This window comes from Nocardia pseudovaccinii (assembly GCF_050942345.1).
In the GTDB taxonomy this organism is placed as follows: Bacteria; Actinomycetota; Actinomycetes; order Mycobacteriales; family Mycobacteriaceae; genus Nocardia; species Nocardia pseudovaccinii.
On the sequence record NZ_CP192074.1, the window covers coordinates 3635805 to 3659062 of the forward strand.

At 65.7% G+C, this 23258-nt stretch carries 22 protein-coding genes; 11 read left to right on the plus strand and 11 right to left on the minus strand.

Translation table 11 applies throughout. The features are described 5' to 3' along the window. Positions 1-32: 32 nt before the first annotated feature. Entirely contained in the window at positions 33-542 is a 510-nt protein-coding gene (locus ACQPZ2_RS16335) for a GNAT family N-acetyltransferase (protein WP_433526330.1), read from the minus strand. A 324-nt stretch (positions 543-866) separates the two neighbouring features. Here ACQPZ2_RS16335 and ACQPZ2_RS16340 point away from each other — a divergent pair, with 324 nt between their 5' ends. Then, complete coding sequence (locus ACQPZ2_RS16340) at positions 867-2510, plus strand: acyl-CoA synthetase (protein ID WP_433526331.1); 1644 nt, start codon at positions 867-869, stop codon at positions 2508-2510. Positions 2511-2514: 4 nt separating this feature from the next. On the opposite strand, the gene ACQPZ2_RS16345 is transcribed toward ACQPZ2_RS16340, so the two are convergent. Beyond that, on the minus strand, positions 2515-3243 hold the full coding sequence (locus ACQPZ2_RS16345) for an SDR family NAD(P)-dependent oxidoreductase (protein WP_433526332.1): 729 nt from the start codon (positions 3241-3243) through the stop codon (positions 2515-2517). Between the two features lie 188 nt (positions 3244-3431). On the opposite strand from ACQPZ2_RS16345, the gene ACQPZ2_RS16350 reads away from it, so the two are divergent. Together ACQPZ2_RS16350 and ACQPZ2_RS16355 are read left to right on the plus strand one after the other, a co-directional pair. Beyond that, positions 3432-4469: an AraC family transcriptional regulator ligand-binding domain-containing protein gene (locus ACQPZ2_RS16350; protein ID WP_433526333.1), complete on the plus strand. Its 1038-nt coding sequence runs from the start codon at positions 3432-3434 to the stop codon at positions 4467-4469. Positions 4470-4549: 80 nt separating this feature from the next. Next, positions 4550-5245, plus strand: a complete 696-nt coding sequence (locus ACQPZ2_RS16355) for a DUF5134 domain-containing protein (protein WP_433526334.1) — start codon at positions 4550-4552, stop codon at positions 5243-5245. 21 nt (positions 5246-5266) lie between these two features. On the opposite strand, the gene ACQPZ2_RS16360 is transcribed toward ACQPZ2_RS16355, so the two are convergent. Continuing rightward, positions 5267-6208, minus strand: a complete 942-nt coding sequence (locus ACQPZ2_RS16360) for an amidohydrolase family protein (protein ID WP_433526335.1) — start codon at positions 6206-6208, stop codon at positions 5267-5269. A 58-nt stretch (positions 6209-6266) separates the two neighbouring features. Here ACQPZ2_RS16360 and ACQPZ2_RS16365 point away from each other — a divergent pair, with 58 nt between their 5' ends. Further along, on the plus strand, positions 6267-6761 hold the full coding sequence (locus ACQPZ2_RS16365; protein ID WP_433526336.1) for a MarR family winged helix-turn-helix transcriptional regulator: 495 nt from the start codon (positions 6267-6269) through the stop codon (positions 6759-6761). A gap of 19 nt (positions 6762-6780) precedes the next feature. Here the strand turns inward: ACQPZ2_RS16365 and ACQPZ2_RS16370 are convergent, their stop codons facing one another. From ACQPZ2_RS16370 to ACQPZ2_RS16385, 4 genes are all read right to left on the minus strand, one after another. Beyond that, the gene (locus ACQPZ2_RS16370) at positions 6781-7482 is read right to left on the minus strand and encodes a PhzF family phenazine biosynthesis protein (RefSeq protein WP_063038347.1); all 702 of its coding nucleotides are present in this window, start codon (positions 7480-7482) and stop codon (positions 6781-6783) included. 42 nt (positions 7483-7524) lie between these two features. Then, complete coding sequence (locus tag ACQPZ2_RS16375; RefSeq protein WP_433526337.1) at positions 7525-10806, minus strand: DUF4132 domain-containing protein; 3282 nt, start codon at positions 10804-10806, stop codon at positions 7525-7527. Positions 10807-10939: 133 nt separating this feature from the next. Next, entirely contained in the window at positions 10940-11479 is a 540-nt protein-coding gene (locus ACQPZ2_RS16380; protein ID WP_433526338.1) for a carboxymuconolactone decarboxylase family protein, read from the minus strand. A 50-nt stretch (positions 11480-11529) separates the two neighbouring features. Beyond that, positions 11530-12117 (minus strand): peroxiredoxin, encoded by a 588-nt coding sequence (locus tag ACQPZ2_RS16385; protein WP_040692624.1) that lies wholly within the window; start codon positions 12115-12117, stop codon positions 11530-11532. A gap of 114 nt (positions 12118-12231) precedes the next feature. On the opposite strand from ACQPZ2_RS16385, the gene ACQPZ2_RS16390 reads away from it, so the two are divergent. Next, positions 12232-13146 (plus strand): hydrogen peroxide-inducible genes activator, encoded by a 915-nt coding sequence (locus tag ACQPZ2_RS16390; RefSeq protein WP_433526339.1) that lies wholly within the window; start codon positions 12232-12234, stop codon positions 13144-13146. A 10-nt stretch (positions 13147-13156) separates the two neighbouring features. Here the strand turns inward: ACQPZ2_RS16390 and ACQPZ2_RS16395 are convergent, their stop codons facing one another. Continuing rightward, the gene (locus ACQPZ2_RS16395; protein ID WP_433526340.1) at positions 13157-13591 is read right to left on the minus strand and encodes a MarR family winged helix-turn-helix transcriptional regulator; all 435 of its coding nucleotides are present in this window, start codon (positions 13589-13591) and stop codon (positions 13157-13159) included. A gap of 85 nt (positions 13592-13676) precedes the next feature. On the opposite strand from ACQPZ2_RS16395, the gene ACQPZ2_RS16400 reads away from it, so the two are divergent. The 6 genes from ACQPZ2_RS16400 to ACQPZ2_RS16425 all read left to right on the plus strand — a co-directional run bounded on the left by ACQPZ2_RS16400 (position 13677) and on the right by ACQPZ2_RS16425 (position 18176). Then, a complete protein-coding gene (locus ACQPZ2_RS16400) occupies positions 13677-14522 on the plus strand; it encodes an NAD(P)H-binding protein (RefSeq protein WP_433526341.1) in 846 nt (281 codons plus the stop codon). A 147-nt stretch (positions 14523-14669) separates the two neighbouring features. Next, entirely contained in the window at positions 14670-15128 is a 459-nt protein-coding gene (locus tag ACQPZ2_RS16405) for a gamma-glutamylcyclotransferase family protein (protein ID WP_433526342.1), read from the plus strand. Positions 15129-15177: 49 nt separating this feature from the next. Then, positions 15178-15768: a TetR family transcriptional regulator C-terminal domain-containing protein gene (locus ACQPZ2_RS16410; protein WP_433526343.1), complete on the plus strand. Its 591-nt coding sequence runs from the start codon at positions 15178-15180 to the stop codon at positions 15766-15768. 88 nt (positions 15769-15856) lie between these two features. Beyond that, positions 15857-16591, plus strand: a complete 735-nt coding sequence (locus ACQPZ2_RS16415; protein ID WP_433526344.1) for an SDR family NAD(P)-dependent oxidoreductase — start codon at positions 15857-15859, stop codon at positions 16589-16591. Beyond that, on the plus strand, positions 16591-16791 hold the full coding sequence (locus tag ACQPZ2_RS16420) for a tautomerase family protein (protein ID WP_387284894.1): 201 nt from the start codon (positions 16591-16593) through the stop codon (positions 16789-16791). The genes ACQPZ2_RS16415 and ACQPZ2_RS16420 overlap by 1 nt, the downstream gene beginning before the upstream one ends. Before the next feature lie 191 nt (positions 16792-16982). Beyond that, positions 16983-18176, plus strand: a complete 1194-nt coding sequence (locus ACQPZ2_RS16425) for a cytochrome P450 (protein WP_433526345.1) — start codon at positions 16983-16985, stop codon at positions 18174-18176. A 100-nt stretch (positions 18177-18276) separates the two neighbouring features. Here ACQPZ2_RS16425 and speD read toward each other — a convergent pair whose 3' ends face one another. The 3 genes from speD to ACQPZ2_RS16440 all read right to left on the minus strand — a co-directional run bounded on the left by speD (position 18277) and on the right by ACQPZ2_RS16440 (position 23213). Continuing rightward, positions 18277-19479 carry an adenosylmethionine decarboxylase gene (gene speD / locus ACQPZ2_RS16430; RefSeq protein ID WP_433526346.1) on the minus strand — a complete coding sequence of 401 codons (1203 nt, stop codon included), beginning with the start codon at positions 19477-19479 and terminating at the stop codon, positions 18277-18279. Between the two features lie 8 nt (positions 19480-19487). Beyond that, positions 19488-20588 carry a type III PLP-dependent enzyme gene (locus tag ACQPZ2_RS16435; protein WP_433527439.1) on the minus strand — a complete coding sequence of 367 codons (1101 nt, stop codon included), beginning with the start codon at positions 20586-20588 and terminating at the stop codon, positions 19488-19490. Positions 20589-20714: 126 nt separating this feature from the next. Continuing rightward, the gene (locus ACQPZ2_RS16440; RefSeq protein WP_433526347.1) at positions 20715-23213 is read right to left on the minus strand and encodes a DEAD/DEAH box helicase; all 2499 of its coding nucleotides are present in this window, start codon (positions 23211-23213) and stop codon (positions 20715-20717) included. Positions 23214-23258 lie beyond the last annotated feature (45 nt).

Consider the following 23258-nt stretch of genomic DNA (forward strand, 5'->3'; position numbering starts at 1 on the left):
GGTGCGGGAGGTCTGCTGTCCGACGCGTGGAATCAGAGGGTGCGCGTCATGAAGACGCTGTGTGGATCCTCGACGTAGTCGGCGAAGGGTGCGCAGATCTCGAATCCGTGGCGGGCATATAGCCGCAGTGCGGGGACGAAGTAGTCGGAGGCTCCGGTCTCCAGGCTGAGTCGCTGGTAGTTGCGTGTGCGGGCCTCGGCGATGAGACGGTGCAGCAGGGCCGAGGCGATGCCGCGGCCGGTGCGATCGGTGGCGGTACGCATCGACTTGACCTCGGCGTGGGTGGGGTCGAGCTGTTTGAGTGCGCCGCAACCAGCGAGTTCGTCGTCCTCCCAGGCGCTCCAGAAGGTGACGTTCGGGCCGCGGAGCGCATCCAGGTCGAGTGCGTGCACGCTGTCTTCGGGCGAGTTGTCGTACATCTCGGCCAGATGCTGGGTGAGCAGGGTAGCTACTTCGGGACCGGACAGATCATCGACGACGATCCGCAGCACGGCGGCGGGTGCGGTTGGGGTCCGTAGGCGGTCGCCCATATCGCTGGACATTCGTCCATCATGGATTGTGCCTGCATCGGACCTGCTGTCTGGGTCGGTGCTCGACGAATCCGCCGGAGACCCTTTACTGTGAGGGCACTCGCCCTCACCTAGGTGGACAACGATGCCGAAACTCGAGAAGTACGCGCTGCACACGGATTGCGCGCTGACGGGGTCGCGCCGACAGCCGGTACCCTTGGGCGCCGTCGTCAGCCGAGTGGGGCGCCCCGTCGCTTACAGACGCGTCGGCCGCACGGCCGCGGTGTCAGAATCGGCTGCGGCCGAAGGGATTCGGGTCGGCGAGCGGTTCGGCGAGATTGGCGTCAGGATCGAATCATGAAGTTTGCGAACAAGGTCGGGGCGCTGGCCGCGGCTGCGGCGCGGCGAGCCGCCGATGAGACCTACTACGCCGCGTTGACGGTGCGTGCCGGACTCGCGACTCCCGAACGCCCGGATCGACTCGCCCTGATGGGTGCCGCGGTGCTGCGCTCCGGACTGCTCGGCGGCCTGACAACGGTTGCCGCCCTGCGCTATCGCGATCGCGCCGCCATCATCGATGAACTCGGTCGCGTCAGCTTTCGTGAACTCGACGAGCGCAGCACCGCGCTCGCGAATGCCTGGCGGGCGCGCGGACTGCGTGATGGTGAGGGTGTCGCCATCCTGGCGCGCAACCACCGCGGCTTCCACTACGCGGTCTTCGCCGCCGCGAAATGCGGTGCGCGAATCATCCTGCTCAATACCGATTTCGCGGCGCCGCAACTGCGCGAGGTGGTGACCCGCGAGGGTGCCGATCTGCTGATCTTCGACGACGAATACGCGAGTATGCTCGGCGATTTCACGCCGCGCCGTGGACGCTACCGCGCCTGGGCCGATAGACCGGGCGTCGACACCATCGACAATCTGATCGCGGGTGCGGCGCGCACGCCACCGCGTAGGCCGCGCACCGCCCCTCGCATCATCCTGCTGACCAGCGGGACGACCGGTACCCCGAAAGGTGCGCCGCGCAGCAGCGAGCCTGCCTCACTGTCGCCGCTGGGGGCCATCCTCGGCAAGGTGCCGTTCCGTGCCCGCGAAATCACCGAATGCCCTGCGCCGCTGTTCCATACGCTCGGATTCGCGCACGCCGTCCTCGCGGTCGGCTTCGGTTCGACGCTGGTGATCCGGCGGCGCTTCGATCCCCAGGAGGTGCTGGACAGTCTGGACCGCCACGGTGCCACAGCCATGGTCGCGGTGCCGGTGATGCTGCAGCGGCTCGTCGACGCCGGACCGAAAGCTTTTGCCGGGCGAGATCTTTCGCGGTTGCGGATCATCTTCGTCGCGGGCTCGCAGCTGGGTGCGGACCTGTGCATCCGGGTGACCGAGGCATTCGGGCCGGTGGTGTACAACGTGTACGGATCCACCGAGGTGGCCTACGCGACTATTGCGACACCCGCGGATCTGGCGGTCGAGCCCGGCTGCGTCGGCTCTCCGGTGCCCAGCACCACCGTGAAGATCTTCGACGACAACGACCGAGAGGTAAGCTCCGGCACCACCGGACGCATCTTCGTCGGCAACGACTACCAATTCGAGGGCTACACCGGCGGTGGTGACAAACCGCGCATCGGACGGCTGATGTCCACCGGCGATGTCGGCCATTTCGACAGTGCCGGAAGACTTTTCATCGATGGGCGCGATGACGACATGATCGTCTCCGGCGGCGAGAACGTCTTTCCGGGCGAGGTCGAGGAACTGCTCGCCGCACATCCGGCCGTGGCCGAGGTCAGCGCATTCGGCGTACCGGACGATCGATACGGTCAGCGCCTGCGCGCGGTAGTCGTTGTTCGCGAAGGGCATTCGCTCACCGGGGACGAGGTGCGCGAGCACGTGAAGACGCATCTGGCCCGCTTCAAGGTCCCGCGTGACGTGCTGTTCGTCGACGAACTCCCACGCAACCCCACCGGAAAGGTACTCAAACGGGTCCTGCGGGAGCTCCCGGCCTGACGGCTCACATACTGCCGAGCATCCGCCGCATCGTATGACGCAACTGCGCCGGATCCGGCATAGCGGTACGGAACCACCCGGTCGGCGGTACCACCACCAGTCCGCCGCGCCGGTGTTCGACGCAGTCGACGATCGCGTCCGCCACCGCCTCCGGATCGGGTGCGTACCCCGGCGCGATGGTGCTGACCAGTACGCCCTGTTCGGCGAGTCCGCGATGCAGTGCGGTGCCGAGTCCGACCACCGCATGCTTGGTCGCGCAGTACACCGCGGCGCCGAGCGCGGCCGTGACGCCGATGGCGGAACCGATATTGACGATATGTCCGTGGCCCTGTTCGACGAAACGCATTCCGGCGAGCCGGGATCCGGTGATCACCGCACGGAGATTGATATCGATCTGCCGATCCGATTCGCGATCGGATTCGGCTAGAAACGAACCGATTGGTTCGATATCGGCGGCATTCACCACGACATCGAGACCGCCCAGCCTGCGTTCGGCGGTCGCCAGGAATTCGGCGAAACTCACGCCGTCGGTGACCTCGACGGGAAGGCCGACGGCGTCGGCCCCATGAATCCGGTTGAACTGGGCGGTGATTGCACGCACTTTGCCGATGTCCGCGTCACCGATCGCCACATCGGCACCGACGGCCAGGAAGGCCAATGCGGCCTCCTTGCCGATACCGTAGGTGCCGCCCGTAATCGCGACGCGCGTACCGACAAGGGTCTTTCTCGGCATGTTGTTCTCGCCTACCTTGGTCTTCGCTCGACGATAGCTATGACGGTAGGTAAGCGATGGTGCGGTTGCCATGCGATATCGGGTCATGAGATTGCGCATACCGGTCAGGTCGGGCCGAACTCGCTTGGTGTATACGATGTTCGGCCAAAACCTTGCGAGTATCGGCCAGCAGCGCTCACGATGTGTACGTGGCCTCATGGGAGTGGCGGCGGTCGGTGGCGAATGCGGCGATCCTTGCCGAGCTCGCCGATGATCACAATCTGACGCGCGCGGACCTCCTGTGTGGCACCGGTATCGATTCGGTGGTGTTGAAAACGCCCGGCGCCGAGATCACTGCGGCACAGGAACTTCTACTCGTCCGCAATCTCGTCACTTTGCTCGACGACCAACCGGGACTGGGCTTCGAAGCGGGTATGCGCACGCGCATCACGACCCATGGCGTACTCGGTATGGCGGTGCTGAGCAGTCCGACCATGCGTTCGGCCATCGATGTCGCGATGCGCTACTTCAGCATGATGACCTCGTTCGCGCGGGCCTGGCACGTCTACCACGGTGACGAGATCTGGCTCTACGGCGACGATCGGGATCTGCCCGCAGATGTGCGCGCCTTCTTGGCGGAACGAGATGTGGCGGCCCTGCTTTACAACTGGTATCTGGTGTTCGGGGTGCCGCCGCCGGTGGTGCGGGCCGAAGTCGCCGGTGGGCTGCTGTCCCGAATGCGGCCGATACTGGAGCAATTCGAGATTCCCAGCATCGAATCCCCGGAGCTCCAGCTCGCGGTTTTCGACGCCACCGATATCGATCGACCGATGCCCAATGCCAGCCCGCTCACCGCGCTGATGTTCGAGGAACAGTGCGCCGATCTGCTGCAGCGCCGAGGTTTGCGGCTAGGCTTTGCCGGTTCGGTGCGTGAGGTGCTGCTGCATCAGATGAACGGGCGCATCACCCAGGAAGATGTGGCCGAACGCCTGCACATGAGCCTGCGCACAATGCGCCGCCGACTAGCCGACGAGGGCACCTCTTACCGCCGACTGTGCGTCGAAACCTACGGCACCCTCGCCGAGGAACTACTCGCCACCGGTCTCACCGTCGAGGACGTCGCCTACCGCATGGGCTATTCCGGCGCCCCCAGCTTCTCCAACGCCTTCAAACAATGGCGCGGTATCTCGCCGGGCCGCTTCGCCCGCGCCGCCACCGAGCGCCTGCGCCCCAGCGTCGCGCGCTGATCCCCTCGTGTCGAGAAGGGGTGTGGCTGTGGGAAAGTGCGGCGGGTGGGGTGTCGGGGTGCGAGCATGGAGGGGAGGACATGGGTCGGGAGGTGGGTGTGGTGGAGTTCGCGCAGGAGTATGCCGCCTTGCGGTGGTCGGTGGTGGTGGCGTTTCTGTTCGCGGCCGCGGTGGTACTCGGTCGATTGGCGGCGCCGGACGGCGTCGGTGGGGCCGAACCCGTTCGCCTGCAAGCAGATTCGCCCGGCATGAATGCGGCGGCATGTCATGAATCCGATGCCGCCCATCTGATCATGTGCATGGTCATGCTTGCGATGCTGATCTTTCCGATGGGAGCGGATCCGGTCGTGCTGCGCGGTGTGCTGATCGCGCTCATCATCGTCTTCGCGGCTTTACTGGCAGTTCGAATTATGCAGTGGCGCAATACGACTCGCGTACTACCCGATGATCGAATCATCGCTGTCGGATATCACATCGCCGTCGCGGCCGCCATGCTGTACTCGATCGCGGGACACGGTGCGGGCATGCACGCCGACGGGCCGGCCCCCGGACCGGCACTGGCACTGACCGCGCTCTTCACCGCCGATGCGCTGGCCTTGATCGTCGCGGCGAGTACCGGTCGTTGCCGACGCTGGCTCGGCCACCCGATCGGCATTCGAACCGGCCCGCAGCGGTCGGCTTCCTTCGTCGCCCGCGCACTGACATCCGCGATCGTGCCGCATATCGTCATGGACCTCGGCACGGCCTACATGCTGATCGCCGCCGTCTCGGGATAGGCCGCCCGCGTCGCTGTCCGATCAGGCGGCTGCGAGACGGGGGAACAGGGCCTCGGCGCTACCGCGATTGATCGCGTCGAGCTGGCCGGGTTCGAAGCCCTCGTAGCTCTCCAGCAGAGAGTCGAGAAGATCGCCGCTTCCCTCCGGGGCGAAGGGAAAGTCGCTGCCGTAGCAGATGTGTCCGGGCGCGGCGAAGGCCAGCAGGGAGGGCAGGGCGGATGGCGTGGTGGACAGTGCGGCGTCGAAGTAGAAACGCTGCAGATCCGTCAGAATGCCCATGGGCGTTGTGCCCGGATTGAACTGGGCGCCTCCGGTGAACCGCCAGGCTGCGTAGGGCAGGAAGCCGCCCGCGTGCGAGAGGATCACTTTCATCCGGGTGTGCCGGCTCATCACGCCGTTGAGCGTCATATGTACGGCGGTGCGGGTGGTGTCGAAAGGGAAGTCGAGCAGGGGGCTCGGCATGCCCTCCAGCATCGGCATCGGCGGGGCGGTGGGGTGGATGAAGACCACCGCCGCGCGAGCGTCGAGCTCGGCCCAGAGCGGCTCGAACTCCTTGTGGCCGAGGTAGCGGCCGTAGTAGTTGGATAGCAGCACAACACCGTCGGCGTGCAGTTCGTCCAGCGCGTAGGAGGCTTCGGCGATCGCGCCCTCGACGTCCGGCAGCGGGAGACTCGCGAAGAAGCCGAAGCGGTCGGGCCGGTCCTTGGCCAGCTCCGCGCTGTACTCGTTGACGTCGCGGGTGACCGCGCGGGCCTCCGCGTCGTCGCCGAAGTGGGTGCCCGGTGAGCTGATCGAGAGGATGCCGGTCGTGATCGACCGGCGGTCCATCATCGCGATCGCACTCTCGGCGTCCCAGGCGGGTGTGGGCCAACCCCCGGCCGTCTCCCCATGGCGGTCCATTGTTTCCCGGTAGGCAGGCGGGATGAGGTGCTGGTGGACGTCGATCCGGGATGGAGAGGCCATTTTTCGCTCGCTTACTAATATTTAGCTTGCTAATTATTGTGATGCTAGGCTAGCAGGCGTGGCAAACACCGGCAATGTCCAGCGGATCGCGACGGATGCCGACGTAACCGGGGAGGAGATCGCGCAGGCGGCCGACGCACTGTTCGTCGCCATGCGGCGGGCCCGTTCGGCGGGTGCCGAGCAGATCGGTGGACTCTCCCTTGCCCAGGTCGCACTCCTGGAACCGCTGGCCGGGGAGGCGGACATCCCGGTGGGACGGCTGGCGAGCAACGCGGACGTCAGCGTGCCCACCGCCACCCGTATGTTGCAGCAACTGGAGGCGAAGGGTGTCGTCGTGCGCCGCCGATCTCCCGAGGACGAGCGGCGAGTACTGGTGAGCCTCACCGACGACGGCGCCGAGCGGCTCGCTCTGCTCCGGACCCGGCTGCGCGAGCGCCAGTTGCGCGCCTACGAGGCGTTCATGCCCAGCGAACGGGTCCAGCTCGTCACGCTGCTGCGCCGCCTCGCCGAACTCGTCTCCGATTCCGACCGCCATCCGCGGCCGCCGGAATAGGTCGTCGGATAATTGCGGTCTAGAGGTTGACGACCGAGTCGGCGACCACGCGGCCGCCGAGTCGGACCCAACCGTCGGAGTCCCATTCGGTGAAGATCTGCGAGCCCTTGCCCTGGGTGATGATCAGGCCGCGGCGTAGCAAAGCGGTGAGGGCGACGGCGGCGGCTCCGGTGGCTTCGTCCTCGGGTACGCCCATGGCGGGGGCGAACATGCGCGAGCGCAGGGCACCGCGGTGTTCGTCGGTCCAGGTCCAGAGGTAGTGCGAGCCGCTGTCGAAATCGTCGGGGCGCAGATTCGCCAGCTCGTCGAGGTCGTCGAGCTGGTGAAAGGTGAAGTCCGGGGCCCACTCGCCGCGCGCCTTGATCCAGACCATGCCGTCGGAGAGTTCGACGGCGACGGGACCCGCCGACACCTGCAGAATCCGCACCGGCCGGCCCTGCTCGGCGAACCACCACGCGGTGCCCACCGACGGATGCCCGGCGAAGGGCAGCTCCACCGCAGGGGTGTAGATCCGCACCTTGGCGACCTCGTCGACAGGATCCTCGACAACGACGGTCTCGCTGTACCCCGCCTTCGCCGCCAGCGCCTGGTGGTCGACCTCGGCGACATCGGCGGCGCGAGCGATGCCGAGCTCGTTGCCGCCTCGACCGGTCGGGTCCGTGAAAACGCGCACGACCTCGACCCGCGTACCGATGGCCTCTGGTTCACCCTGTGTGCCCATGTTCGCGAGCCTACCGGCACCCAAAAGGTCCAGGAAGTGCTGTCAACGCGGGCCGCAGAGCCAGGCGAGGTCACGCAGGATTTCCGACACGGTCACCGGGCCGAGGTCGGCGAAGGTAGGGCCATTGCGGCCCGCGAGCGCGGCGTACCTGAGCTCGTGCACGGGAGCGACCGGTTCGAACGGCTCCATGCCCGGATCGATCCCGATACTGAAAACCCGGTCGTCGGGGAGCCGCTTGTCGAAGGTATCGATGCGACCGCCGTCACCGCGCTCGGGTGGATTCCAGCCGCGGTTGGTCAGGCCGTGGATGCGGCCGAGGGGAACGGTGGCATTCGCCGGAATCGGCACCGAGGAACTGGCGAGCAGTTCCGGATCCGGATGGTGCACCTCCCGGTCGATCTGTGGAAATGGTTGCAGGAGTTCGTAATCGGCGAGCACATCGGCCCAGGCGGCGGTCGGCGCGGCGCCCAGGTGGAGGGGATGGGCGATACCGATGACGGCATCTTCGGCGACGTCGAATGTGGCGTCCTCGGCGTCGGCGAAGGTGTTGTCCTCGGCGATCCGGAACGAATCGAGCGCCTGGCCGTCGCGATAGGTCGCCCAGATCAGGCGGCGAGTCACGTTGATGCGCACCGGATGTGCGATGAACAGGGTGCGTAGTTCGTCCAGGGTGAAGCGGCGTTCGGTGACCATGGCGCGTTCGAGCCGCCGGATCTGATCGGCGGCGAACTTCTTGACCGACTTGCGGATCGAGCGATAGGTCGCGGTCGCGTCGGCGGCCGAGTACTCGTCGTCGCGAACTCCGGCCTTGGGCAGTGCCTTGTGGCGGGTGCCGTCGGTGCCGGTAATGATGGGGCGCAGCTGTTCATCGAAGCCGAGCACGAATTGGCGCGGCCCGAAGTCCAGCAGCGCGGTACCGTCGGGACGCAGGCCGAGATCGGGAACCAAGCGGTCGGCGAGTTGATCCTCGCTCAAACCCAATTCGTCCGCGACATCGGTGACGCGGATCTGTGCCGCATCCCGGACCGCCGCGTTTCGGCCCTTCTCGTTCAAGGTGATCAGCGCCGACAAGGCGTGGTCGGTGCCGATGGCGGCGAGGGTGTCGAGCGCATTGTCCTTGGCTCCGCTCCAGAGGATATTCGGCAGCAGGTCCTCGACCGTCTCGTCATTTCCGAAGGCAGCCAGCACTTCCCAGACCCAGGTGTCCTTCGACGGGGCACCCGCCCTGGTCCACTGGCTGTGGATCGCACCAGCCGCGGCGGCCAGACTCGCCGCGTCGCAGTCTTCGCGAACCCGTGCCAGCGCGGCATGTGGCGCACCGGGTTCCGACAGCATCATCAACGTGACGAGATTGGCGACCGCCTCGGGCGGCAGCGCGTGGCCGCCGGTCAGCGCGATCGTGGGCAGCTCCGCGATCGACAACCATTGCGGGAGAACCGGAATCCGCGTGGGCACGATCTCGGCGGGATCGGTATCGAGCAAATCGCGTACCGCCGCGGTGGCGTCATATGCAGTGGCCGCATCAATGATGGCATCGGTGTGACCGAGTGTGACGAGGGTGCGCAGAGCCGCGGCATGCGTGCGTCTTGCCTTGCGTGCCTTGCCGATCGCTCCCGGAATGAACGCGGTCGCGGCGTAGGCGGGATGGCGGCGCAACCAGTCCAGCGCGATGCGGCGGCGCGAGCGCATACGCAGCCAGTCCACGGCCAGTTCGGCGACGGCCGGACTCTCGAAAGGGGCGATCGCCGCGGCGTGGTCGCGCGGTCGCTTCGTGACGGTGTCGATGACCAGATCGTGCGTAGCGGCGCCGTGTTTTGCCGTGAGTGCGAGCAGGGGAGTCGCGGACCAGAGTCCCCAGCCCACGGTGCTGGTGCGAAGGTACGGTTCCGCGATCGCGAAGTCGACCTGGGCGAGTGCGTGCAGTGTCCAGTCGTTGACGAAGTCATTGCCCGGCGGAATGCGCTCCAGCCGCTCGCGTATCTCATCCTCGGACAGCGTGCCGACGCTGTCGAGCCATTTCTCCTGCTCGCCATCGCGCCACGAAATAGCAACGCCCGCAGGGACTTCGAGAGCTACGACGGCAGCAGGGCTGTGACGCGGCCGTTGCCATGGCGGTGTGCTCAGGATCGCGGGAACGAGTTGGGCGGGAGCCGTATCGACCGTCTGCTCTTCGGGCAGACTCTCGGTGATCAACTGCTGTGCGGATTCGGGCAGTTCGTCGCGCATGGCGACGGCGAGTTCGGGATGGCGGCGGACGTGCTGGCAGAAGTCGGCGGCGTTCTCCTGCAGGGTGGTCCGTGCACCGAGCACCCGCATGGCACGAGACGGAAACCGTTCGGTCGAGGCGAGCAGCGCCGCGGCGGTCACATTGCGCCACGAATGCCTGGCCAGGAAGGCCATCGCTTCGTCAGTGGGGAGGCGGGCGAGCATGCGCGACAGGGTCTCCGGTCCCGGAGCGGAGCTGTTGCCCTGGCCCGCCTCCCACAGCCGAGTGAGGACCGAAGTGGCGTCGGGGCCGAGATGTGCTGCGACACTATAGATCAGCGATTTGTTGTCGCGCAGCAGATGCCAGTGCCAGCCGAGCAGATCGAGGATGCGGTGCGCGTGCGCCGAATCGGTCACCGAGGCGAGCAGGAATATCGATCCGAAGCTGTCGGTGAGTTTCGGATCGGCGAGATCGGTTGCGACCCAGTCCTGTTCGGTGGGGAACAGGTATGAGGTGAGCAACCGGATCGCGAGCGGCCCGCGGCGCAGCTGCCGTGCCTGGTCGAGCGCGTCGGCGTAGTCCATCGCCCCGGCGGCGGCCAGCAGGGTGCGCAGTCGCCGGACCAGGGTGGCGGGCGGGTCGCACGGACTCGACACCAGAACGCGATTCGATTGCCCGCCCCAGGTATTCGATGCTTCCGCGTGAATGCCGCTGAGCGCGGCCACGGTCGCCACGGCACCGCCGAGACCGTGGGTCGCGACCAGATAATCGGCGAGATCTGCGTGGTCGTCGTAGTATCGGCCGAGGGCACGGGCATCCCAAAGCATCGCGTCCATGCCGATCGCGGCGCACACGGCCGCGCCGAGCGGGTCCGCACGCCGCTCTTCCAGGTATCGCGCACCGCGCTCCGCGAGCACCTGGTGCGAGCCGGAATGGCTCAGGATGGCGCGGATCCGATCCGCGGACTGCGCCAACTTGTCGGAGATGGTCTGTGCCGCAGCCGTATTCACGGCAATCTTGCGTGCGGGCCATCGGCCGCGGAACGGATCGGTTTTCGACCACCAGGCACCGGGTACCACCCAGATGTCCTCATCGGTCGGCGGCGTGCGGACAGCCATCGGCCCTGCTCCCTTGTTCACGAGGTGCGTATCGCGGACAGGCTAGCGAGCCGCTCCGACACTGCCGGTCGTCGCGGAAACGGCAACGGCCCCGTCCATTCGGACGGGGCCGTTGCGTGTTTCCGGCGAGATATCAGACCGCGGCGGTGGCCAGCGTCTCCGTGGATTGCACGGCCTGGCCGACACCGGCGACGATGGCGGCCGCGCGCAGCGATTCGAAGATCACCTCACGCGAGATGCCCGCCTCGCGCAGGGTCTTCTCGTGCGCCTCCAAGCAGTGCGCACAACCGTTGATCGAGGAGACCGCGAACGACCACAGCTCGAAATCGGCCTTGTCGACACCCGGGTTGCCGATGATGTTCATCCGCAGACCGGCACGCAGATCGTCGTAGCGGCCCTCCAGAAACGCTTTGCCCCGGTAGAACACATTGTTCATGCCCATGATCGAGGCGGCGCCGAGTGCGGCGTTGTAGGCCTCTGCCGACAGATTGTCCGCGGCTTCCTCGGCGATTTCCCGCAGCGTCGTCGCCGACCGGGTCGCGGCCGCCGATGCGAGCAGCGTGCCCCACAGCTGCTGTTCGTTCAGCACGGTGGTGCGTGCGATGGACGACAGATTGAGCTTGAGGTCCTTTGCGTACTCGGGAAGGGAGTTCTTCAGGGTCTCAATGCTCATTCGGCGAATCCTCTTCTCGTTCGGGGGTTTTCAGGTGGTTCGGATAATGCTCAGACGCTCGCGGCGAGCAGTTCGCCCGCGTTGATGGTCGGATCGCCCTTCTTCCAGTTGCAGGCGCACAGCTCGTCGGACTGCAGTGCGTCCAGCACGCGCAGCACCTCGTCGACATTGCGGCCGACCGAACCCGCGGTCACCGAGACGAACTGGATCTCGTTGTTCGGGTCGATGATGAAGGTGGCGCGGTCGGCGACGCCGTCGGCGTTGAGAACGCCGGTGGCGGAGGCCAATTCACGCTTGAGGTCGCTCAGCATCGGGAACGGGAGGGTCTTGAGATCCTCGTGCTGGGCGCGCCACTGGAAGTGCACGAACTCGTTGTCGACCGAGGCGCCGAGCACCTGCGCGTCGCGGTCCTCGAACTCCTCGTTGAGCTTGCCGAAGGCGGCGATCTCGGTCGGGCACACGAAGGTGAAGTCCTTGGGCCAGAAGAAGACGATGCGCCACTTGCCGGCGTGGTCGTCGGAGGTGATGCGGGTGAAGTAGTCGTCAGGCTGCTGAGCGTCGACCTTCGACAGGTCACCGCCGATCACCGCGGTGAGGTTGTATGCCGGGAACTGGTCGCCGATGGTCAGCAAAGCCATGCTTGTCTCCTCGTCAGTCGGTTTGCTAGAGCGAGTGGATCGAAAAGCTCACTGGTGATCTTGCCCAAAGGCCGGTGAAAGGTAAACGTGATCAGTCGCACTACACTGATAGGCGTGACTGATCAGACTTATCAGCCGACCCTGTCGCAGCTGCGTGCGTTCGTAGCGGTCGCGGAGTACCGCCACTTCGGCACCGCGGCCGCGCGGCTCAGCGTGAGCCAGCCCACGTTATCGCAGGCACTGGCCGCATTGGAACACGGGCTCGGGCTGCAGCTGATCGAGCGAAGCACCCGGCGGGTGCTCGTCACCGCCGCGGGTACGCGGCTGCTGCCGCAGGCGACGGCGACCCTCGAGGCGGCCGATCGATTCGTCGCCTCGGCGACCGGTGACAGTCTGGGTGGCACCCTGCGGATCGGCATCATCCCGACGGTTGCCCCATATGTGCTGCCGGATCTGCTGCCCGAATTGCGCAGGGTATTGCCCGCTTTGAATCCTCAGGTGGTCGAGGACCAAACCGCCCGGCTGCTGGAGGGATTGCGCACCGGTGTCCTGGATGTGGCGCTGCTCGCGCTGCCGACCGAAGCGCCCGGTCTCGTCGAGATCCCGTTGTACACCGAGGAATTCGTCCTGGTGACTCCGCGCGGTCACGAGCTGGCCGGTCGCACCGATATCGCACCCGCCACCCTGGACGCGCTGCCGCTGCTGCTGCTCGACGAGGGGCACTGCCTGCGTGATCAGACCCTGGAGTTCTGCCGCTCCGCCGATGCCCATCCGGGCGCGGTCGGCGATACTCGTGCCGCGTCGCTGGCAACCGTGGTCCAGTGTGTCGCAGGCGGTCTCGGGGTGACGCTGATTCCGGAGATGGCGGTCGCCGCCGAAACCGCGCGCGGCACATTGGAAACCGCGCATTTCGCCGCCCCCGCTCCGGGGCGCACGCTCGGTCTGGCGTTTCGCGCATCGACGGCACGTGCGGATGATTACGAACGGCTGGCGGAGATCATTCGGTCCCAGCGGCCCGTAGTGAACTGAATCCGCGGGATCAGGGTGCCGCGTCGCCGAGGAGTTCGGTTGCGGTGCGGTGGATTTTGCGCAGGGCGCTCATGAGGTGACGGCGTTCGGTGGGGGTGAGGTCGGCGGTCACCTTGTCCTCCAAGGCTTGTCGCTGTGCCTCGATCGGCAGTTGGAGGGCGCGGCCCTTATCGGTGAGCCAGAGGCGGACCAAGCGGTTGTCGTGGTCGTCGCGACGGCGCTCCAGCAGGTCCGCGGCGGTCATACGGGTGGCCATCTTGACCACCGTCGGGGTGGTGACGTTCAGTGCGGCGGCGACCTCGCCCGGGGTGCGCCCGTCCTGCTCCCATAGCAGGGCCAGCACGTAATTCTGGCCCAGATGCAATCCATGCGTACGCATTTCGCGGTCCGCGAGTGCGCGCAGCACCTTCGAGCTGCGGCCGTGTAGGTCGAGGAATTCGGGCATCTGTCGATCTCCTTGGCTATTGACGAATAGATCGTTAGCCGTCTAACGTTCAAATTCGTTAGACGGCTAGTGATATGGAGATCTGATGATAGTGGTCACCGGTGGCACCGGAAATATCGGTCGTGAACTCGTCGGCGAACTCGCTGCAAGAGGTGCGGAATTTCGTGTTCTCGTGCGCGATCCGGCTCGTGTCGCGGATCCGGGTGGGGGTGAGTTGATCGTCGGCGATCTGGACGATCCGGCTACCCTCGCGCCCGCATTCGGCGGTGCCGATGCGCTGTTTCTGCTGGTGCCCGGCATCGGTCTGGAGCACACCGTCGATGCGGTGAACGCGGCGCGAGCGGCCGGAGTGCGACATATCGTGCAGTTGTCGTCGTTCAATGCGATGGGCGATCCGGTGCCGGCCATGGGGCGTTGGCATCTCGAGCGCGAGCGGATCGTCGCCGGATCCGGCATACCGGTGACCGTGCTGCGGCCCGGTGGATTCATGACGAATGCGCTGGCGTGGGCGCAGACGATCCGCTCCGGCGGTGCGGTCCTCGATCCCACCGGGCCCGGTCGTTTTGCCCCGATCGACCCCGCCGATATCGCCGCGGTGGCGGTCGAGGTCCTCATCGGCGACGGCCACCACGGCATGACATACACCCTCACCGGCACGGAAACCTTTACTGTCGCAGAACAGGTCGCGACCATTGCCCGCACGATCGGTCGCGCCGTCGAGGTGCACGAGGCGGCCACACCGCAGGAGGCTTTGGAATCCCGCTATCCGGGTGGTGCGCCGTCGGCGTTGGCGGCGGCGATCATCGAGGGGTTCGAGTTGATGCGCGCCGATACGGTGGGGTTCCGCACCGACACGGTGCGTGAGCTGCTCGGCAGAAGTCCGCGGACGTTCGCCGAATGGTGCGTACGCAACGCCGATGCGTTCGTGTGAAGACGCTATTCGGGTGAGGTAATGCTCTGGCTCGGTCGGAGCGTCCGGCCATCTCGACGCTGTCGGGTGAGCAGCCCCGGTTCCGGCGCGGATCTATCGGATCGTCGGGCGTAATCTCCGCTGGTAGGCAGTTGGAAAGGGTTCACGGTGGATGAGTCGGGTGTCGATGTGTCGACCGAGCCGGGACAGCGGCTCGGTCGCTCGATCGCGAACGGCGATCAGCTGTTCGTCTACGGAACATTGCAGTTTCCGGAGGTGCTGGTCGAATTGTTCGGGAGGTGTCCGGAATTGGTGGCGGCGGAGCTGACCGGGTGGCGGGTGGCGGCACTGCCGGGGCGGGTTTATCCCGGGCTGGTGCCCGCCGTGGGCGGGGTTGCCCGAGGTGTGGTGTTGTCGGGGCTCGACGCGCGGGAGTGGGCGGTGCTGGATGCGTTCGAGGATGACGAGTACGAGTTGCGGCGGGTTCGACTCGGTCCGGCCATATCGGCGTGGACGTATGTGTGGACTTCCGTTGTCGCGCAGGATGATTGGTATGCCGAGCGCTTTGCTGCCGAGCATCTGGGTACGTTCGTGGCTCGGTGCGCCGAATGGCGACGATTGATCTGAATCAAGGTCGGATTTGCCATTCCAAGACGACCGGTCATATATTAACTCCATGGCGCGACCCCGACGCAGTGATGACACTCGGCAGCTTCTGGTGGAGCAGGGCGCTGCCGGGTTCCTGACGAACGGCTATCACGGGACCGGTATCAAGCAGATCCTGGATGCGGTCGGCGTGCCGAAGGGTTCGTTCTACAACTACTTCGATAGCAAAGAGAGTTTCGGGCAGGCCATCATCGACCACCATTCGCTGTGTGTGCAGCGGAATCTGGCCGAGGCGCTCGGGACTTCGCCGGATCCGGTCGCCGGGTTGCGGGAGTTCTTCGGGCGGCTCATGGATGATTTCGTGCGGGCGGAGTTCACCGGTGGATGCCTGATCGCGAACCTCGGCGGGGAACTCGAGGGCAGTGAGGTGCTGCGGGAATCCTTGGTGGGGGCCTGGAATTCCTGGCGCGACGGGGTGGCGGCGGCATTGCGGCAGGCACAGGAGCTCGGGGCGATTCGCGACGATATCGACGCCACGGAATTGGCTGATCTGCTGTTGGAATCGTGGGAGGGCGCGGTGATCAGGATGAAGATCCAGCGTTCGCTCGAACCGCTGCACAAGTGTTTGCGTCGACTGCTGGATGACTACTTTCGACCCTGACCCGTAGGTATTGCCGCTTTGGGTGGCCATGTATCCATTCCAAGACGACCGGTCGTATCGGTAAGTATCACGAGAAAGAGAGAAAAATATGGTCAAGACGGTCATCGTCACCGGATCCTCCAGTGGGATCGGGCGCGATATCGCTCGGACCTTCGTGGAGCGTGGTGACAATGTCGTGCTCAACGGGCGGGATGCGGACAAGCTCGCGGCGGTGGCGGACTCGTTGGGCGAGCCATCGAGGTTGGCGGTATTCGCCGGTGATATCGGCACGCCCACAACGGGTTCCGAGCTCGTGCGGCTTGCGGTGGAACGTTTCGGTCGCGTCGATGTGCTGGTGAACAATGCCGGGATCTTCGGGGTCAAGCCGTTCGTCGATGTCACCGAGGCGGATCTGGACAGTTACCTGAACGGCAACCTGAAAGGGACCTTCTTCACCACACAGGCCGTCGTGCGTCAGCTGCGAGCGCAGAAAAGCGGTGGCAGCATTGTGAATATCGGGACGGTGCTGATCAACCACGCGCTCGCGGGGCTGCCCGCATCGGCCGCACTGGTCAGCAAGGGCGGCGTCCACGCGTTGACCACGAGCCTTGCCGCGGAACTCGCCGCGGACGGCATTCGGGTCAATGCCGTCGCGCCCGGCATCATTCGCACACCACTGTTCGGTGACGGCGACGAAAGCGCCTCGGGCCGACTGGCTTTGCTCAACCGAATCGGTGAAGTGAGCGAAACCACCGCAGCGGTACTGTATCTCGCGGACGCCGCCTTCACCACCGGCCACATCTTCCCCGTCGACGGCGGGTTCATCTCGGGAAGGGCCGCATAATGCCTTATGTCAATATCAAGGTCACCAACGAGGGTGTCACGCGAGATCAGAAGACCCAACTGATCAAGGGCGTAACCGACCTGCTCCGTGATGTCCTCGGCAAGGACCCGGCGACCACGTTCGTCGTGATCGACGAGGTCGAGCTGACCGATTGGGGTATCGGCGGGATGAACGTCGAGGACTGGCGCAAACAGGCATAGGTCGTGTGCTCGTTCGCCCATTCTTGCTCGGATTCAGCGGGATCTCCTGCGGGATCGAGGCAGGAATGGGCGCTGAGGCCACTACGGTACAGCCCGGACATGCAGTTGCTCGGCGCGCGCCGCATACAGGAATGGCAGACGCGCCAGCCGACTATTAACCTGAGATCCGATGTATCCGGTGTAGGAGCAGCATGGCTATGCCCGGCGAGGTTCGAGCCGAGATCGGTTGGCGACAGGCGATTATCGACCGTGACGTTCCGTCCGCACTGATCGCGCGGGCACGGCGCAATGGCGGGATCATGCGGGTCAGGGTGCCATTGCCGGGCCGGTCCTGGCTGATCACCGACAGCGATCTCATCGACCGTGTGTTGCGTACCGGTGCGGGCGAATTCGACAAAGGTGGTCCGATCTACCGGATCATCCGTAACGCAACCGGCGACGAGGGTTTGTTCGTGGTCAACGATCCGCGACTGTGGCGTACATTGCGTGATCACACGAATCCCGCGTTCGCGACTTCCGAGCTCGCGCCGCTCGCGCACGAGAGTGTCCACCGATTGAACGACCGGATCGACAGCTGGCATCCGGACCGAGCCGTCGACGTGTTCACCGAATTCAAACTGCTCAACGTAGAACTGCTGGCACGGCATCTTTTCGGTCAGTCCGTCGATTGCGCGGCACTGGTGCGACTGGCCCAGCCCATCTTCGACAGCCAGCGCAAGCAGTGGTTCCGGATCGGCGGCGGCAAGTACCGGCGCGCCATCGCCGCCATGGACGCCGAGGTCCACGCCATCATCGACCGGCGGCGCACAATGGACGATTGCGCGAGCGACCTGCTCGGACACCTACTGCAGGTGCGTCCGGAACTTCCGGGCCAGCGGATACGCGATCAGGTGATAAGCCACTTGATGGCAGGTTTCGATAGCACGGCATGTGCTCAGGCGTGGGCATGTGTGCGGCTGGCCGACCATCCCGCCGAGCTGGTCGAATTGCGGACCGAAGTCGAACAAGTGCTGGCGAGTCGCGCACCGGCCGCAGCCGATCTCGCCCGGTTGCCCCTGCTCACATCGTTTTTCGGCGATGTTGTGGCACAGCGACCGTCGTTCCCGCTCATCTTCCGCCACGTCGCGGTCGATACCGAACTGGCCGGACGCCCGCTGCATCGGGGCGACCAGCTGTTCATCGCGCTCGGACCCGCTCGCCTGCCGTTCGGTCTCGGCAAACGAAAATGCATCGGCGAACCGATGGCGCTACTGACCGGCGCACTGCCCATTGCAGTACTCGTACAGCGGTTCGGCCGATGGCAGCGCACACGGCCGGGCAACCAGCAGATCCGCTACGCGACCACCGCCCCGCCCCGACACAGCGAGATCCATTTCACGCGATAACCATTCAGTTCTCGGCCACGAGCGGACACTCCGGTCGAACGCTGAATCGCACCGGCTCGAAGGGAAAACCCTTGGGAACCGGTGCGATTCGAGAGTGCTGCTAGACGCGCAGCGCGTGCGGTTCGATCGCGCCGCGCACCAGCGCCCGCGCATCGATCGTCTCGGCGCGGTAGGGCAGCGTGCCCAGCCGATCGGTCATCGCCTGCACCGGGTCATCGATTCGCTCGTTCAACCCGAACAGGAATGTCCACTCGTGCTCGTCGCTGCCGTACTGCACCACGGTGCCGAACTGTTCGTGGAAGCGCTTCCAGGACCGCTTCAGCGTCTCGTTGCGCCACATCGTCGCGCATCCGGCCTGTGCGCTGAGCACCCCGCCGGGTGCGAGCAGCGCCCGACATCGCGACAGGAACTCCGACTCGTAGAGCCGGTTGTGCTGCGCGTCCTCGACCCGCTCATCGGGCAGATCGATGACTATGACGTCGTAGCGGGTGCCCGCCTCGTCCGCGTTGGCAAGGAAGTCCCAGCCGTCGGCATAGTGCACCTTGACCGGGCCCGCACCCTTCACCGCGGCGGCCAGCTCGTCGCTGGTGTAGCCGTAGGGCAGGTGCTCGGCGCACAACTCGACCTCGCGCTGGTCGATATCGACGTGATCCACCAGCGTCGCGCCCGCGGCGACCGACATCTGGCTGGCCACACCCTCGCCCGACCCGATGATCAGCACCTTGTCCAGCTTCGCGGCCAGCGCGAAGGCCGGGACCATCATCGCCTCGTGATAGGTCAGCTGGGAGAACTCCGTGGACTGGCGATCGTCGTCGGAGAACAGGCTGATGCCCTGTTCGGTGCGCGCGATCACCATGTGCTGGAACGGAGTATGGGTGTCGACGATGATCTCGTGCAGATCCCAGATGCGGGTCAGGCCATTGCCCACCGGCTCCTCGATCCGCGTCGAGCCGTGCCCGCGCTGGATGACCTGCATGCGAACATCCCTGGGAGACAACTTGTCTCGCAGTAGTTCGACAGCCTTCGACGCGCCGGCGCCGATACTTCCGCAGGTGAATACGTCGACAAAGATGTCGCCGGACTCCGGATAAGTGTGAATCGAGGCGTGGGACTCCGACAACAGCGCGAGGACGGTCACCCCCTGCGGATCGAACTTCTTGTGTACGACATCGCAGATGGTGACGCCCGCCGCGATCAGAGACTCACGCAACGCCGATTCGAGTCGTTCGAGATCGTCGCAGAGATCTGCGTCGACACCACCGAACTCGGCCAGCACATGCCAGCCGGTGAATTCCGCCGTCATAGGCAAACTCACTCTCGCTCAGCGCCCGAGACATGAACGGTCAAGGGCGGAAAACCATTGAAGGACACCGACGAATAGCTCGCGGTATAGGCGCCGGTATCGAGGATCTGGATGCGATCACCGGCTCGCAACGAGGTCGGAAGAAGGACCTTCGTGCGTTGATACAGTACATCGTCGCCATCGCAGGTCGGTCCGGCCACCACCGCCTCGTCCACGGGATCTCCGTCACGTTCGGTGACGAAGCGGTATGCGATGTACTCGTTCTCGGTCTCGGCCATGCCGTTGTAGCGGCCGATGTCGAGATACACCCAGCGCCGTCCGTCCGGCGCGATGCGCACGCCGACGACCTCGGCGTGAATGGTGCCCGCCGAACCTACGAGCGCGCGGCCGGGCTCGATGACGAGTCCGGCGGTCTCGGGCAGGAATTCGGCGGTGGCGGCCGCGATGACGGCGCCGATATCGTCGAGTGCGGGCGCCGCCTCGACGTACGAAATGGGCAGGCCGCCACCGATATTCACCGAGCGCACCGGAATATCCTTATCCGCCAGCGCTGCCACGATGCCGCCCGCCTGTTCGATACCGATGCGCCAGGCCCGCGGGTCGGTCTGCTGGGAGCCGACGTGGAAGTACGGACCCCCGACGATCAGTCCGAGATCGCGGGCGCGCACGAGCAGGCGCAGCGCCTCGGTGGGGGAGCAGCCGAATTTGGTGCCGAAGGGTGTCGTCGACTGCGGCGCCGAGGACAGGAACCGGCACTCGACTTCAGAACCCGGCGCGTGCTCGACGATGCGCAGCAGATCGTCCTCGGTGTCGAAGGCGTAGCGGCGCACACCCACGGCGTAGGCAGCCGCGATGTGGGCGGCCTTCTTGATCGGGTTCCCGTAGCACATGTGAGCCGGGTCGACGCCCTCGTGCAGGCACAGTTCGATCTCACCGACACTGGCGACATCGAACTCCGCGCCGTGACGGTCGAGCAGACGAATGATTTCCGGGACCGGACTCGCCTTGACCGCGAAGCGTATTCGGGCTCCGGGTACCGCGGCCTGGAGTGCGCGGTAGTTCTCGCGCACCCGCTCTGGATGGATGGCCAGATAGGGCGATTCGGGCAGGTTTGAACCGGTCAATCTAAGGGAACTCTCCGTCGTTTGGGGGTCGGCCTTCGTTCGGGCACCGCGCGAGAGAGTATCAGCGCGATGCCCCTGGTAACCAACTCGTTGACGACACCTTGATCATGATCACCCTGCGACTACCGTGACCTCGTCGAATACGACCTCGCCCGCGGCATCGGACTCGGCGAGATCGACCACCGCCGCCAGCGCCCAGCCGCGGTCCCCGGCGGGATCGTCGAGCACCTGGCGCACCTGCCAGAAACCGGGGCGTTGTTCCACCTGGAACAGTTGCGGACCGCGAGCGTCCTGGCCGGTGCCGATGCTTTCGTACTCGTCGAAATAGGGGGTCAGCTCGGCCGCCCAGTCCGGTCCGGTGCCCAGCTCGGCGAGGGTCTCCCAGCGGCGCAGCGCGGCGAGTTCGACGCGACGGAACATGGCATTGCGGATCATCACCTTGAACGCGCGCTCGTTGGCCGAGATCGGCCGCACCGTTTCCGCGCCGAAGGCGAGCTGATCGGCATCGGTCTCCGCGCCCGGATTGGTGAGCTGTTCCCATTCGTCGAGCAGACTCGAATCCACTTGGCGCACAAGCTCACCCAGCCATTCGGTCATATCGTCGAGATCCTCGGTGCGCGCGGATTCCGGGACGGTGCGCCGCAGCGCGCGGTAGGCGTCGGCGAGATAGCGCAGCACCACCCCCTCGGAGCGGGCCAGCTCGTAATGCGAGATCAGCTCGGCGAAGGTCATCGAGCGTTCGATCATGTCGCGGACGACGGATTTGGGAGACGGCGCGAATTCCGACATCCAGGGGTGCCCGGCCCGGTAGGTCTCGAAGGCGGGTTCGATCAGCTCGGCCAGCGGTTTCGGCCAGGTGACCTCTTCCAGCAGCTCCATGCGTTCGTCGTATTCGATGCCGTCGGCCTTCATCTCGTTGATCGCCTGGCCGCGGGCCTTGTGCTGCTGGGCCATCAGCAGCTGGCGCGGATCCTCGAGCGTCGACTCGATGAGGGAGATGACGTCGAGGGTGTAGCCGGGGGCGTCCTTGTCGAGCAGGTCGAGCGCGGCGAGGGCAAAGGGCGACAGGGGCTGGTCGAGGGCGAAATCGCGCTGCAGGTCGACGGTGAGCCTGGCGCGGCGGCCCTGTGCATCGGGTTCGGGAAGCTGTTGCACCACACCGGCATCGCGCAGGGCGCGATACAGGCGGATGGCGCGCAGGATGTGGCGGCGTTGCGCGGGGCGGGGCTCGTGATTGTCCTCCAGCAGATGGCGCATGGCGTCGAAGCAATTGCCCGGGCGGGCGATCACATTGAGCAGCATGGAGTTCGTCACGTTGAAGCGCGACACCATCGGTTCGGGGCTCGCGGCGACGAGCCGGTCGAAGGTCTCCTCGCTCCAGGAGACGAAGCCCTCCGGCGGTTTGCGGCGCACCACCTTGCGCTGTTTCTTCGGATCATCGCCCGCCTTGGCCAGCAGCCGGGTGTTCTCCACTTCGTGGTCGGGCGCCTGCACGACCACGGTGCCCATGGTGTCGTAGCCCGCGCGGCCCGCGCGGCCGGCGATCTGATGGAATTCGCGGGCCTTGAGCCTGCGGGTGCGCACACCGTCGAATTTGGTGAGACCGGTGAGCAGTACCGTGCGGATCGGCACGTTGATCCCGACACCGAGGGTGTCGGTGCCGCACACCACCTTCAGCAGACCGTCCTGTGCCAGGCGCTCCACCAGGCGGCGGTATTTGGGCAGCATGCCCGCGTGATGGACGCCGATTCCATGGCGGATCAGCCGGGACAGGGTCTTGCCGAACCCGGAGGAGAAGCGGAAATCGCCCAGTGCCGTTGCGATGGCGTCCTTTTCGGCGCGCGTGGCGAAGTTGACGCTGGTCAGCGCCTGTGCGCGTTCCAATGCGGCGGCCTGGGTGAAATGCACGACGTACACCGGTGACTGGTTGGTCGTGACGAGATCTTCCAGGGTTTCGGTGATCGGGGTGCGCGCGTAGGAAAAGCTCAGCGGGACAGGACGTTCGGTGCCCGCGACGATAGCGGTCGGATTACCGGTGCGGCGTTTCAGATCGGCGGCGAAGAAGTCGACCTCGCCGAGAGTTGCCGACATGAGCAGGAATTGGGCGCGCGGAAGTTCCAGCAGCGGTACCTGCCAGGCCCAGCCGCGGTCCGGATCGGCGTAGAAGTGGAATTCGTCCATCACGACCTGGCCGACATCGGCGGCGGCGCCCTCGCGCAGCGCCATGTTCGCCAGGATCTCGGCGGTGGCGCAAATGATCGGCGCCTCCGGATTCACCGCCGCGTCACCGGTCACCATGCCGACCCTGTCCGCGCCGAAAACCTCGCACAGGGCGAAGAACTTCTCGCTGACCAGCGCTTTGATCGGGGCGGTGTAGTAGGTGCGCAGGCCGCGGGTCAACGCGAACAGATGCGCGCCGACCGCGACAAGGGATTTACCGGATCCGGTGGGGGTGGCCAGGATGACATTGGATCCGGACGCCAATTCCAGTAGCGCCTCGTCCTGCGCCGGGTACAGCGGGGTGCCCTGCTCGGCCGCCCACGACCCGAAGGATTCGTAGAGCGCGTCGGCGTCGGTTCCCGGTATCTCCAGCAGTTCGGTCAGATCCACTCCGACCACCCTACGGGCAGCCGTCCACGGCCCCGTCAGGGTGAT